The 12789-nt window shown below is 41.7% G+C and carries 10 protein-coding genes and 1 pseudogene; 1 reads left to right on the forward strand and 10 read right to left on the reverse strand.

Annotated elements, in window-relative coordinates:
- The first annotated feature begins 76 nt into the window (after positions 1–76).
- A complete protein-coding gene (locus U9670_RS00610) occupies positions 77–733 on the forward strand; it encodes a hypothetical protein (protein ID WP_323842202.1) in 657 nt (218 codons plus the stop codon).
- Positions 734–1204: 471 nt separating this feature from the next.
- Here the strand turns inward: U9670_RS00610 and U9670_RS00615 are convergent, their stop codons facing one another.
- The 10 genes and pseudogenes from U9670_RS00615 to U9670_RS00660 form a co-directional block, all read right to left on the reverse strand.
- Positions 1205–3034: a CocE/NonD family hydrolase gene (locus tag U9670_RS00615; protein ID WP_323842203.1), complete on the reverse strand. Its 1830-nt coding sequence runs from the start codon at positions 3032–3034 to the stop codon at positions 1205–1207.
- A complete protein-coding gene (locus U9670_RS00620) occupies positions 3035–4450 on the reverse strand; it encodes a YfcC family protein (protein ID WP_323842204.1) in 1416 nt (471 codons plus the stop codon).
- Between the two features lie 140 nt (positions 4451–4590).
- Positions 4591–5289, reverse strand: a complete 699-nt coding sequence (locus U9670_RS00625; protein ID WP_323842205.1) for an IclR family transcriptional regulator — start codon at positions 5287–5289, stop codon at positions 4591–4593.
- 142 nt (positions 5290–5431) lie between these two features.
- Positions 5432–5562: pseudogene (locus U9670_RS00630) on the reverse strand (IS1595 family transposase); the annotation flags it as partial.
- 182 nt (positions 5563–5744) lie between these two features.
- Positions 5745–6401: an adenylate kinase gene (adk, locus tag U9670_RS00635; RefSeq protein WP_323842206.1), complete on the reverse strand. Its 657-nt coding sequence runs from the start codon at positions 6399–6401 to the stop codon at positions 5745–5747.
- A gap of 209 nt (positions 6402–6610) precedes the next feature.
- Positions 6611–7870 (reverse strand): c-type cytochrome biogenesis protein CcmI, encoded by a 1260-nt coding sequence (gene ccmI, locus U9670_RS00640; RefSeq protein WP_323842221.1) that lies wholly within the window; start codon positions 7868–7870, stop codon positions 6611–6613.
- Entirely contained in the window at positions 7870–8349 is a 480-nt protein-coding gene (locus U9670_RS00645; protein WP_323842207.1) for a cytochrome c-type biogenesis protein, read from the reverse strand. Before U9670_RS00645 ends, ccmI begins: the two co-directional genes overlap by 1 nt.
- Before the next feature lie 9 nt (positions 8350–8358).
- On the reverse strand, positions 8359–8940 hold the full coding sequence (locus U9670_RS00650; RefSeq protein WP_323842208.1) for a DsbE family thiol:disulfide interchange protein: 582 nt from the start codon (positions 8938–8940) through the stop codon (positions 8359–8361).
- 2 nt (positions 8941–8942) lie between these two features.
- Positions 8943–10940: a heme lyase CcmF/NrfE family subunit gene (locus U9670_RS00655; protein ID WP_323842209.1), complete on the reverse strand. Its 1998-nt coding sequence runs from the start codon at positions 10938–10940 to the stop codon at positions 8943–8945.
- A 397-nt stretch (positions 10941–11337) separates the two neighbouring features.
- On the reverse strand, positions 11338–12648 hold the full coding sequence (locus U9670_RS00660) for a DUF445 domain-containing protein (RefSeq protein WP_323842210.1): 1311 nt from the start codon (positions 12646–12648) through the stop codon (positions 11338–11340).
- Positions 12649–12789: the final 141 nt, after the last annotated feature.

The raw sequence follows: 12789 nt of genomic DNA on the forward strand, positions 1-12789 counted from the left end.
TCAAAATACACGCAGATTTATGATATAGTTTTGTGGTATAGTAAAGCAAAATTTAACAAATTTATAGTCCAATTTTATGACCAAACATACCTTTATTTTACAAGAGCTTTTAACTGAGCCAGATTTTATCTTTCGCACGCACAATGTGAAAATTGACAAATTCATCATCAAAAAAGACTTGCCTATGATTTTTTTGGCACATTATGACAGCCTGCCTGAGGACATCAAAGCCGAAAAACCACTTGATTTATCCATGCTAAAACTCATGAACGAAAAAGTTACCGCACAGACCGCTTGCCAATGGCTTAATCTGCCTGATAATACCATCAAACCTGCCACTCACATTAAAATCAGCGGTACAACTGTCATTGTTTGTGATGAATTTCCGCTTGCTCTGCATTTGTCATTCACCAACACCGCCAAAGATACACAAGCTGTTTATACCAACGACATACCCCAAACACTAGCCAACGAAGCCGATGGTTTTGTACTGACGGGCAATGTACACATTCTACATAAAAATCCCAACAAACAGCTGATTAGCGTGGACTTTGATGATGAAGAGTTTGCCATTGCCACCCATGATGCTTACATACGCCTGCCCAATACACACGCTCTTGCCACCACGCACACACTGAATCTTTTAAAGGACCGCACGCCACAGGCACTAACCTACCTGCAAGAGTCCATACGCCACAAAGTCACAACACATTATCAAACACAGTATACCTAAGATTTACACCAATCAGTTTCAACCTTGGATACATTTTTAATCCAAGTAAGCTTGGTGTGATTTTTTTAAATCAGAAAGTGCGGTTTATTAGACATGGTGCTCACCTTATGATAAAAAAACTACAACACTACTGCGAAAAAATAGGCCTGAGTATGGCACCAAAACGCCATTAAAAACCTAAGATAAAAACGGTGCGTTATACAAAGCATGTAGCTTGTAGTAATTTTTGGGCAATATGGTCAGTTTTATATACAAAAGCGTATCAGCATGGCAATGGTAAAAATACCAATTTCGATTCAACTATGGCACGCCGTCTAATCAGCTCAAAGTACTGAAAAAATGATGTGGAATTTAATCCTACCCACCCCAAGTTTTACAGTAGTTTTATTTCACAATGCGATTTTTAATTACCAATGGGTTTTAAGTTTTTAAAACCCAGACCCATTGTAATTAAGTGGTTTTGAACCCAAACTATTGCGGTGGTAACATTGCAGATACCGTTAAGCAAAGCTGTGTTGGAGAGTTTCCCCCTAGATGCAGAGTATTTTTGGCAATCTGTTTGTGGCGAGCCTGTCCTTCTGGCTCACCGCTATTGGGATTGCAATCAAAATGCGGAAAATTACTGCCTGCAATGTCAAGACGGATACAATGCCCTTTTTTAAAGACATTTGCCGTTGCAAAAGGTTTAACCGTTAATTTGACCTTCTCACCTGTCATCATGGTGGGTTTTGACCAACTATGACGATAACGGGCACGCATAATACCATCAGTTAAATTCATGGAAAATCCGTGCGGATAGTCATCGCAGGCTGGGTACACATCAACCAGCTTGACTGTAATGTCGCAGTCAGGAGCGTCGCAGGTCAGCCATACATGCACCTCAATATCGCCCGCCACAACCAAATCTTCTGTCAAAGGTGGTGTTTGAAAGCTTACGATATCATGGCGCGCGGTCAATGGTTGGTTGCTACCATCTGTGCCAAAAAAGTCAGGACGCTCCCTTTGGTCAAACGCACCACCCACATAAACAGGTTTGCCAGAGGTAATCGCACCACCTATTGTGGGTATGGGGTGATTGGGGTCAGATTCGAAAAATATGCAATCATCTTCGGATGGTTTTTGTAAAGACAATTGATACTCTTTGGTACAATAAAAGGTCAGTTTTTGCGAATTGGTAAAAGGAAATTGCGTGTCATGACACCAATACCCTCCGTGGTTAAGCTGATTTTGTTCAGTTTTATTACCCTGACCACCGCCCATGACAAAAATGCTCACTTTTGGTGTATCACAAGATGTATTTTTATTTTGCAAATGCTTTGCAAACCACGCTAAGCGATAGCTTAGCCAGTCTAAGCCTAAATTTCCATCAAACTGTGCAGACTGGCCAAATTGCACCTCACCGCTGTGGGCAACATTGCGGTCGCCATGCAACCAAGGACCCATGATTAGATGTTGCGGGGCGGTTTTACGCTGTGTCAATTCGCTAAAATTTTGCAAAGTTGAAGAGACATAGGCATCGTACCAACTGGACATATGCAAAATAGGAATATCTGGAATATTATCATAATATCCTTCGGCATAAATTCCAATTTTTTGCCAAAACTCATCAAATACACCATGTTGCCATTGCTTTAGCAAATACGCTTCGTACTCTGGCAAACTGCTTAATGGGTTGTGCCCTTTAAGCCATGGCATTTTGGTAAACCAAGTATGAATATCTTGGTCATTAAGTGCGGCTAAAATGTGTGGTACGGTTTTGGCTTTTGGGCTATTTTTGGCTTGCTTAAACGCCCATGTCGCCTGTTTGAGTTCAAATGCTCCACCTTGACGAATACCACATTGATAAGCGTTGGCAAAGCCTCCTGAATCCAAAATCATGGTTTTTAGTTGTGGTGGATTTAGACAGGCTAAGGCAAGCTGGGTATGTGCTGCATATGATAATCCCATTGTACCGATATTGCCATTGCACCAGGATTGTTCTGCCAACCAGTTTAATGTATCAATACCATCCTCAGCCTCATTGAGATATTTAACAAAATTACCTTCGGAGCGATAGCGTCCACGGCAATCTTGAAATACCATCACAAATCCTGCCTTATTAAAAGCTTGTGCCATTTGCTCACGACTGATTTTTGTTCCATCTGCATTGATTTCAGACCGTGAATGGGCGGTTTTGTCATAAGGCGTACGCTCCAATACAACAGGCCAAGAGTTATCTTCTGTCATATCGTCTGGTAGGTATATATCTGTTGCCAAGCGTATACCATCACGCATGGCAATCATTTGATTACTTATCAACATTTAGTACCCTGTTGCAACAGCAATGGTTAATAAAATTAAAGCAGTTATGAACAAAATAACAACCAGTGGCCAGACATATTTCGCCCAGCGCGTCCAACTTACTTCAGCTGTCGCCAAAAAAATCAATAGGCCACTTGATGTCGGCGTAATCACATTGGTTAGGCCATTGCCCATCAAAAAAGCAAAAACAGTCGTTTGCGGCGTAACACCTACAATTTCACCCACAGGACCCAAGATAGGCATCGTAACAGCAGCTTGACCTGAAGTACTTGGAATAGCAATATCCAATAGCAACTGACAGACAAACATACTATAAGCAGAAATATAAGCACCGTTTCCGCCAATAAATCCTACCAAATAATGAATGATGGTGTCCATGATTTGACCTTCTTTTAGAATAATTGCAACCGCTGTTGCAAGCCCAATCAGCACAGCCGCAATCAATACTTTTTTCATACCTGCAACAAACGCATCGGCAGCATCGCTTGGGTTCATTTTGGCAATCGCTGCAAACACCACGCTCAAAAACAGATAATAAGCGGATAATTCAGCAGCTTTCCATTTCCAAGTTTGTGACCCATACACCATAAAGGCCACACCCACCCCTAAAGCTATCAACAACCAAAGATGCTGTGCTGATAAAGGCGTGCTATCAAAACTATGACTGAGTTTTTGACCACCTGCATTTTCACGGCGAATATGCCAAAGCACATAGGCGATACACATACCCATCATTGCAACATAAGTCACCAAACGCATACTCATGCCACTAAAAACAGGAACACCCACCAACGGCTGTGCCACCGCCAAAGCATAAGGGTTGGTAAGTGACGCCAAGTAACCCACTTTGACCGCAAGCGTAACTATGGCAAGCCCTGTTACCTTGGAGAGCCCCAAGCGGTCAGTCATTGCGATGACCATAGGAATCACCAACAGGTATTCTTTTGCCATACCCATAAAAGTAGAGCCCAAAGAAAAAATAATCATCAAAGAAGGTACCAGCAGATAAACATTGCCCTTGGTGATGCTCAAAGACCGCTCAAGACCCGCTTCAATAGCACCGCTTTTGCTAAGCACACCAAACATACCACCAATAAACATCACCATAAAAATCAGATCTGCTTGCTCAATAATTCCTTTGGGGACAGCGTGCAAAGTCTGAATAACACTAACAGGTTTAACCACCTCTTTGCTGGGTGTACCCACCAAAACATCACTAAACGAATACTCTTTTTGCGTTGTTTTATAGCTGTCGGGCACAACCAAAGTCACTTTTTTACCATCTTGTTGTTCCACCTTTTCACGCTTGAATTCACCAGATGGCACAAGATAGGTGAGCAATGCAGCAATTAAAACAATAATCACCATCACAATGGTTGGACTCATTGTGCGTTTTCCTTGAACGACGGTCATCATGACACTCTCCTAAATAAAAATCTGCCTAAATACCAAAATCATTTAAATACCAAGTCATTTAAATGTTAAGCACAAAGAGCTAATTACAAATACTGATATAAATATACAAAATTACAAACACATTGCCAATCCAATGAGTTTTACCGACTCAACAAGCTACTAATATCATCTTTGGCATTTAGCAATGCTTTGCGTAGTGCTTGATGATAAACCTCATCAAGTCTTACCAATGGCACGCTTGCACTCAAACAAGCCACACATGTCTTATGCTCAAATAAAGGCACTGCAATCGCGCCCACACCCTTGGTAATCTCCCCAAAAGACTCTGCAAATCCATTTTGACGGACATCGGTTAATTGATGATAATCTGCCTTGAGCGTCGGGTTTAGATGTTCAGCCTCGTCAGCACTCATCCACGCCAGTAGCACCTTGCCTGCCGCCCCCATTCCCAATAGGCGGCGATTACCCATCTGGCTTACTACTTGCAAAGGCTGTGTTGAGCGATGCGCATAAATCTGCATCGTTTGCTCGCCATCACGAATACGAATCTGAAAATTCTCATCAAACTGACTGGCAATTTGCCTGATGATTGGCTCAGACACTTGCACCAAGCTGATTTGCTTACAGGCCGCTTGCCCAATCATCAGTGCTTGGTAGCCCAAATGATAACGCCCCTGTGTATCCTGTTGCACCAAGCCCTCTTCTACAAGCGAACACAGCATTCTAAAAGTGCGAGATTTGTTGGTTTGAGTGATGCGTGCCAGCTCACTTAATCCAATATTGGGTGTGCTGGCAAGCTGTTTAAGTAACTTTAAGGCGGTGGAGACGCTGGCAATCATAATCGCTCACTGGCTTGGTTTATCAAGCAAACCGATGTTTTATTTTTAAAACTTATATTAACTTTAAACTGTGGGTAAAATCAAGTGATTTTTTATCTTGTCAAAAATTTGTTCAATTTTTAAGGGCTACAGTAGATAAGCCCTAAATCCCATACCATTTTCTGGGTATTCTAAGCTGATTGGATGGTGTGCCATAGTTAACTCTAAATTCACATTCTTTGATGAAAAGATAAAATTTTTCTTGTCAATACCATTGTATTTTCTCAAGCACTTGTTTATATCGAGAACACAAGCGCAGAAAAGGCAGTTTTTTTCTATGGGCTTTAACTACTGACTACTTTTTTAACAAGATTAAAAAACCCATCTTCCTTAATGGTTGTCTTTACCTATTTTTTTGAAAATGGTCAAATAAAAAAAAGACCTTAAATCAAGGTCTTTTTTTAGTCAATGGCAAATCAGCCTTTTAGCACCAAAAAAATCTCATCACGCACAGTATTGATATCTTTTGTACCATCAAAACCATGGTATGCTGGAGCATTTTCACCTGATTGTGCCACCGATTGATAATGCCCAATCAGCGTTGCTGTCTGTGCATGATATACCGATAAACGATCACGCACCACTTCTTCTTTATCATCATCACGCTGTACCAAGTCCTCACCCGTCACATCATCTTTCCCCTCAATCTTTGGTGGATTATGAGTGATGTGATAAGTACGGCCCGATGGCAAGTGTGCACGCCTGCCTGACATACGGCTGACGATTTCATCATCTGGCACACTAATTTCAATGACATGGTCAATATTCACACCAGCATCAGATAATGCTTGGGCTTGGGCAATAGTGCGTGGGAAACCATCAAAAATACAGCCATTAGCACAGTCAGGCTGAGCGATACGCTCTTTCACCAAATTGATGATCAGCTCATCAGATACCAACTGACCTGCATCCATCACGCTTTTAGCAATCTTACCCAGCTCTGTGCCGTCTTTGATGGCAGCACGCAACATATCGCCTGTAGAGATTTGTGGAATATTAAATTCTTTTGAAATAAGCTGAGCTTGTGTGCCCTTACCAGCACCTGGCGGTCCCAACAAAATAATGCGTAACATAACACTCTCCAATAAAATAAAACAATTTAACACTATAAACCACTTGGTCGGATTGTTCAAGTGGTTTTTAAAAACTGGCAAATCTATGGTAATGGATTGACAAAGCAATACTCAAATTGCCATCAATTAATTAGCTTAAACCTTGCTTAGTTAAGCACACAGCTTATGCCATAAATAAAAACAACCTAAAATTTAGGTTGTTTTTATGGTCATGGTACGATTTGTGAAATTGTCAGTGTTGCTGTATTGCTCGTCTTGGTAAGCGGTACAGGGTTGGCCGACAAATCACCCGACTTAGGCATCGCTTCACCCAAATGGCTGATGCGTGCATTGACCACCAACTCATCGCTCTGACGCCCAAGCGACAGCGTACGAGTTGGCATCATTGCATCCATATCGCTTAAAGAAACCATCATCTGACCATTTTTAATCTGGCTAACAGGCAGACGCTTCACTGCATATGGTGCACCGCCTTTAACCGATACGATAGAAACAAATAACACATCATCTTCTTTGATTTGTGGCATCAGTTTTGCATCTAACATGATAGCAACATTCACACCCTGAGCAGCTTTTATCTCTTGGGCTTCAATATTGCTCAGTAGCAAATCTAAACTTGCCAATGCTTCGCTTCTGTTACCAGATTTGCCAGCAACACTGGAACGCAACTTATGCACCCATGCTTTAGCATTGGTAAAATTCCCTGCACGAGTCTCAGCCATCGCCATCATCATCTGAGCCCCTTCGTGGTCGGGCATCACACGCAAAATTCCAAGCACTGCATCACGAGCCGATGCATCAAGCACACCATTATTGACAAAAAAACTTGTTTGAGCATAAGTCATGGCAATCTCAACATTATCAGGTTCTAGCCTATACGCCCTTGACAATGCTTCTAATGCCTGCGGCTTGGCATCAAGTGCACCAAATAGCTCTGATAATCTCATCCAGCGATTGGCATCATCAGCGTGCATATGAACATTGGTTTGCATGGCAGAGATGAGAGCTGTACTGTTTTTACTTGCCCATTGTGGCGGAGTATCAATCTTTGCTGTTAATAGATCATCTGCCACTTGACCTACCGTATCTTGGGACTGCCATAATGTAAATACAGGCGTACGGTCAGATGTTGTTAAATATGCAAGCATCGCCAAAAGTGGAATCCAAATCATCACAATCAGACGAGACTTAACACTCACAACCGCATGGCTTTCGGCATGAGTCTGAGCAGCGATAAGTTGGCGTTTTAGTTCGGTAGACTGTGCGTTATAATAAACATCATCAATGACGCCAGCATCTTTATCAGCTTGCAACTCATTAATGCGATGATTAAATACCTCAATGTTAATTGCCATCAGGCGGTTGTCTTTGGCCACACGCCCTTTCAACCAAGGGTAAATCACTACAAGCGATACAAGCGATACCAAAGCTGCACACAAAGTAAAAAATAGCCACAAACTCAATGTCATCACTTTTCTCTCTTATCATGTGCGTTTAAAATTTGTGCAAGTCGTGCTTCTTCACTGACACTTAACGCATCAACATCATCTTTTTGAATATTATGGCGAGAATGTCTGGTTTTTAACAACCAGCCACCAATAAGCAACACCAATAAAAAAGGTGGGAAAAACCACAAAATCCAAGTTGATGGTCGCACAGGTGGTTTGTAACTGATAAAATCACCATAACGCTCAAACATATAATCACGAATCTCGGTATCACTTCTGCCGTCAATAATCATCTCATAGGTTTTTTGTTTCAAATCCAACGCAATTGGTGCATCAGACCCTGCTAAGTTTTGGTTTTGACATTTTGGACAACGCAACTCTTCAATGAGTGCACGATAACGAGTCTCATCTTCTGGTGTTTTAAATTCATAAACTTCAATGCCTGCCCAAGCAGATGTCATCATACCCAAGAACAACACCATCATGAATATTTTTTTCATATTTTAGCCCTAACTGCACGCACGAATTTTGGCATCATCGCCAAGTGTTTCATCACCAATGGCCAGCAAGCACGGCTGGATTTCATTTTTCCAGTTATTCTCACCAACCTCACCCAAGATGTGCTTATAGACCACGCCTTTACCATCTACAACAAAAGTCTCAGGTGCACCCGTCAGACCCAAATCAATGGCATATTGACCATCTAAATCCTGCAACGAGTAGATGAACGGGTCTTGATATTGATTCAAATAGCCAAGTGCATCAGGCAATTCATCCTTATAATTAACGCCCACCATCGACACACCATCTGCATGCAATTTCATCAAAAATGGGTGTTCAATTTTACAGGTCGGGCACCAAGAACCCCAAACATTAAGCAAAAATGGCTTTTGTGGCAAATCACCGTTTGTCATCATGCGTGTCGTATCAGAAAGCAGTGGCAACCTAAAAGCTGGCAAAGGTTTATTTATCGCCGTACTTACCTTAATGTCGGTATCTTTGCCCAAACGAAAATAAAACATTGTCATTGCAAGCAAAAAAACGAGCAAAGGCAAAATAAAAATCCACATATGTTTATTTGTTTTTGCCATGTCTATTTCTCCCAACCGTCAAAGTTTTTCAATTTTTTCATGCGATAGCGTTTATCAAACATGGCAAGCAATCCGCCAAGTGCCATCACAATTGCCCCAAGCCACAGCCAGCGTACCATCGGTTTGACATAGATACGCACCGCCCAAGTATCGGCAGTTACTTTTCCTTCATCATTAATGATTGGCTCACCCAAAGCAATATACAGCTCATTGAATAGGCTTGGACGAATACCAACTTCGGTCATTGGCATCATTGAAACAACATAATTGCGTTTTTGTGGATAAAGTGTTGTGATGAGTTCGTCATCTTTTTTGACTTGTACAGTGGCACGCGTGGCATCATAGTTGGCACCTTCAATCTCATCAAACTCCTGCAAATAAAAATCATAACCTTGCACATGAACACTGTCGCCGACCGTCATCGCCACATCTTTTTCAAGACCCATCGCTGACACGCCTGCCACACCAAGTGCCGTTATCAAAACACCAATATGGGCAAGTTGCATTCCGTAGTAGCTTGGCGTAAGTTTTTTTAGCCCTTCTACCAAATTTGGGGCATGGCGTGTTTTGTCTTTGATATCTAACACCATGAATGACAGTACCCACATTGACAGCACTGCTGTCATATATACCGCCTTATCAAAATGAGCATATTCTGCAAGCGTACCCATCAGATAAGTAAGCACCGCACCCAAAACAAACGCACTTATTGCACAAACAAAAGCTGTGGCTAAGAATGGACGGCCATCATATTTGTAACGAAGATTTGCCCCTATGCCCATAAAAGCAAGCAACAACCAAGATGCAGGCACAAATAACGCATTAAAATACGGCGGACCAACGGACACCTGTCCCCATTTAAAGGCATCAGCAAGCATGGGATACAGCGTACCAAGCAGAACCACAAGCATTGCCACAAGCAAAATGATGTTATTAATGATAAGGATAGTCTCACGAGATTTTAGCTCATAACGACTCTCAACAGTCAGTCGCCAACCACGCAGGGCAAACATCACAAGACCACCACCAATCACCAATCCCAAAATCATCAAAATGGCAAGGCCACGAGTTGGGTCAGCAGCAAAAGAGTGTACCGAAGTAATCGCTCCAGAACGCACCAAAAATGTACCTAGCAATGATAACGCAAACGCAAAAATTGCCAACATCATTGTCCAAGCCTTGAATACACCACGCTTTTCTGTTACTGCCAGTGAGTGCATGAGTGCCGTTACAGCAAGCCATGGCATCAAGGAAGCATTTTCTACAGGATCCCAAAACCACCAACCACCCCAGCCGAGTTCATAATAAGCCCACCATGAGCCAAGTGCAATCCCAAGTGTCAAAAATCCCCACGCCACTACCGTCCATGGCCGAGACCAACGCATCCATACCGCATCTAGTCGCCCTGCCCACAATGCTGCCATACAAAACGCAAAAGGCACCGCCAAACCCACATAGCCCATATAAAGCATTGGCGGATGAAAAATCAACCCAGGATCTTGGAGCAATGGATTTAGATCAACACCATCAATCGGAATATTTGGCAAAGTACGCTCAAATGGACTTGATGTAAAAATCAGCATGAGCAACATCATTGTCTGTATCATACCAAGCACCGACATGACGCGTGCACGCATATCAAGTGGCAATGCCCGACTAAAGACTGATACAAGCATACACCACGCTGACAAAATTGTTATCCACAGCAAAAGCGAACCTTCATGACCGCCCCAAGTCGCTGATAGCTTATAATACCAAGGCAAAAGGCTGTTGGAATGGCTTGCTACATACACCAAGCTAAAATCATTATAAATAAAGCCTACCATCAATGCACCAAACGACACCGACATTGCCACAAACTGTGCCACCGAAAGACTTGGTGCAAGGCGTTGCCATTGAACTTGGTGTTTGATGACGCCAACGGCAGGTAAAATTGCCTGCAACAGTGCAATCACAAGTGCTAAGAGCAGTGCAAAATAACCCAATTCTGTAATTAGCATAAATATACCTTCTATTGGTATTTTTTAATCATTTGATATTAAAAGATTTTTTAAAATACAATCATCATGGCTGGCATTGAGCTGGCATGAATGTCGTTTGGTTTTACTCTTATCATCAATGAATCAGCCAATCAGAACAATCAGCTGTTTTATCCTTTTATCTTGTCATCAAATGAATGATAAAAAATAAGTACATAAAAAAACCATCACATCAAATACTTTTGCACATCGTAGGATAAGCAAAAATGTTTAACAGACAGCCTTGTCATCATTGATTAAAATCATTTTACTAAAATAATTTATTAAACCCAGTTTTTGCAATATAGTTTTTAAAACATGGTTTTTAACACAATTTTTTGGTTTGATTCACTCCAATCGCCCAAACCATCTTTAAGCATCAAAAAAACACCACCACCAAATGCAACCAGCCAGCTGCAAGTCCTGTAATCGCCCCAAGAATGATGAGTGTCATCTCATCTTCTTTAAAAGCAGGTCTGAGTAAATTTTGAAATTCTTGTGGTGATAATGCACGAATGCGACTTTCAAACAACCCAAAAATCTTGCCAGCGCGTGAAGTGTTTAGTCTAGGGTCTCGAATTGGTATCATTGTCGCATCGATGGATTTGTCAATAATTATGTCTTTAAATTCATCAAGCTCTCTATGGGTCATACCCACTTTTAAGCTGGTTGCAACCACAGGTGATTCCAACAAATCGTATAGATGTTTTTTGACCAGTGTGCGTGTTTTATCCGATCTTACGCCATACATCATCTCATTCATGATATTTTCAAGTGTTACCAATTCATTAACAACAATTTCGGCAAATACACTTGATACTTCATCTTGGCGTTTCATAAAACCACCTTGCCACGCATAGCGATGAATATGCGGAAAGATCAAACGAATCCCATTGGTACTGCGACAAAATATGCGAATGAATGGAATATAACATGGTTCAATGGGATTAAATACCATCCAGATGGCAATCCAGTTTGTCAAAGCTCCCCAAATCGCTGCAAAAAATGGCACCGTCCAATGTTGGGGCGCAAAATAAAAAATCGCCATTTGAATGATACCAAAACCAAAACCAATTAAGGCACTGATTTTCCAAATGAATTTAATCTCTTTTCTACCCACTCGTAAGAACATCTGCACCATAAGCTTTCGGTCGCCCTCCATCTTACGCACAATCATCTGACGCATGTCCACCAAACTCTCAACATTATAAGTCAGATCCATGACCAGCGACTTCATCACACTTGACAGCTCTTTGCGTGCATGGGCGTAGATACGGCGGCGAACGGCATATGGCATGGCATTCCACAGCCCCTGATGGCGTTCATGCATGATTTCATCAATCAGTTGCTCTAGGTTTTCATCAACAGTATTTGCGATAAAATCAGCCATCTCTTCAGGTTCCATCGCCCTAAAAAACTCATCTAGGTTGCCTAATTTTGAAAGCGTCTGATCAACAATGATCCCAGAGATTTTACCAGCTTTGGCAGGAACGATGCCTTGCCAACCCAAACCCTTTAAACCAAAAGGCAGTCCATTGATGCGTATGCCCCAAAAATGAATCGGGTGAAACAGCATTTCAAGTGCCATCCACACATGTGCCCAAGTAACAAGTGCTGTTACAGGCGGAATGGTCAGCATGGCGATGAATTCAGGGTGGGCAGCTAGGGCTTGCCAAATAGAGCTGAGCATAATTTACTGATACATAAAGTTGATGAATAAGGCAAGTATGAACCACGATAAAAAAGAGAAATTAAACTTTCACCAAGCAATCAAATACTTTTGGTATTAATATCTTGACATTAGTGCAATTGACATTCTGATATGTTTTAA

The organism is Moraxella tarda (genome assembly GCF_035181405.1).
Classification (GTDB): Bacteria; Pseudomonadota; Gammaproteobacteria; order Pseudomonadales; family Moraxellaceae; genus Moraxella.

Coding starts and splice junctions, on each gene's coding strand:
- U9670_RS00610 (WP_323842202.1), top strand. CDS start 77: ATGACCAAACATACCTTTATTTTACAAGAGCTTTTAACTGAGCCAGAT.
- U9670_RS00615 (WP_323842203.1), bottom strand. CDS start 3,034: ATGTTGATAAGTAATCAAATGATTGCCATGCGTGATGGTATACGCTTG.
- U9670_RS00620 (WP_323842204.1), bottom strand. CDS start 4,450: ATGATGACCGTCGTTCAAGGAAAACGCACAATGAGTCCAACCATTGTG.
- U9670_RS00625 (WP_323842205.1), bottom strand. CDS start 5,289: ATGATTGCCAGCGTCTCCACCGCCTTAAAGTTACTTAAACAGCTTGCC.
- adk (WP_323842206.1), bottom strand. CDS start 6,401: ATGTTACGCATTATTTTGTTGGGACCGCCAGGTGCTGGTAAGGGCACA.
- ccmI (WP_323842221.1), bottom strand. CDS start 7,870: ATGACATTGAGTTTGTGGCTATTTTTTACTTTGTGTGCAGCTTTGGTA.
- U9670_RS00645 (WP_323842207.1), bottom strand. CDS start 8,349: ATGAAAAAAATATTCATGATGGTGTTGTTCTTGGGTATGATGACATCT.
- U9670_RS00650 (WP_323842208.1), bottom strand. CDS start 8,940: ATGGCAAAAACAAATAAACATATGTGGATTTTTATTTTGCCTTTGCTC.
- U9670_RS00655 (WP_323842209.1), bottom strand. CDS start 10,940: ATGCTAATTACAGAATTGGGTTATTTTGCACTGCTCTTAGCACTTGTG.
- U9670_RS00660 (WP_323842210.1), bottom strand. CDS start 12,648: ATGCTCAGCTCTATTTGGCAAGCCCTAGCTGCCCACCCTGAATTCATC.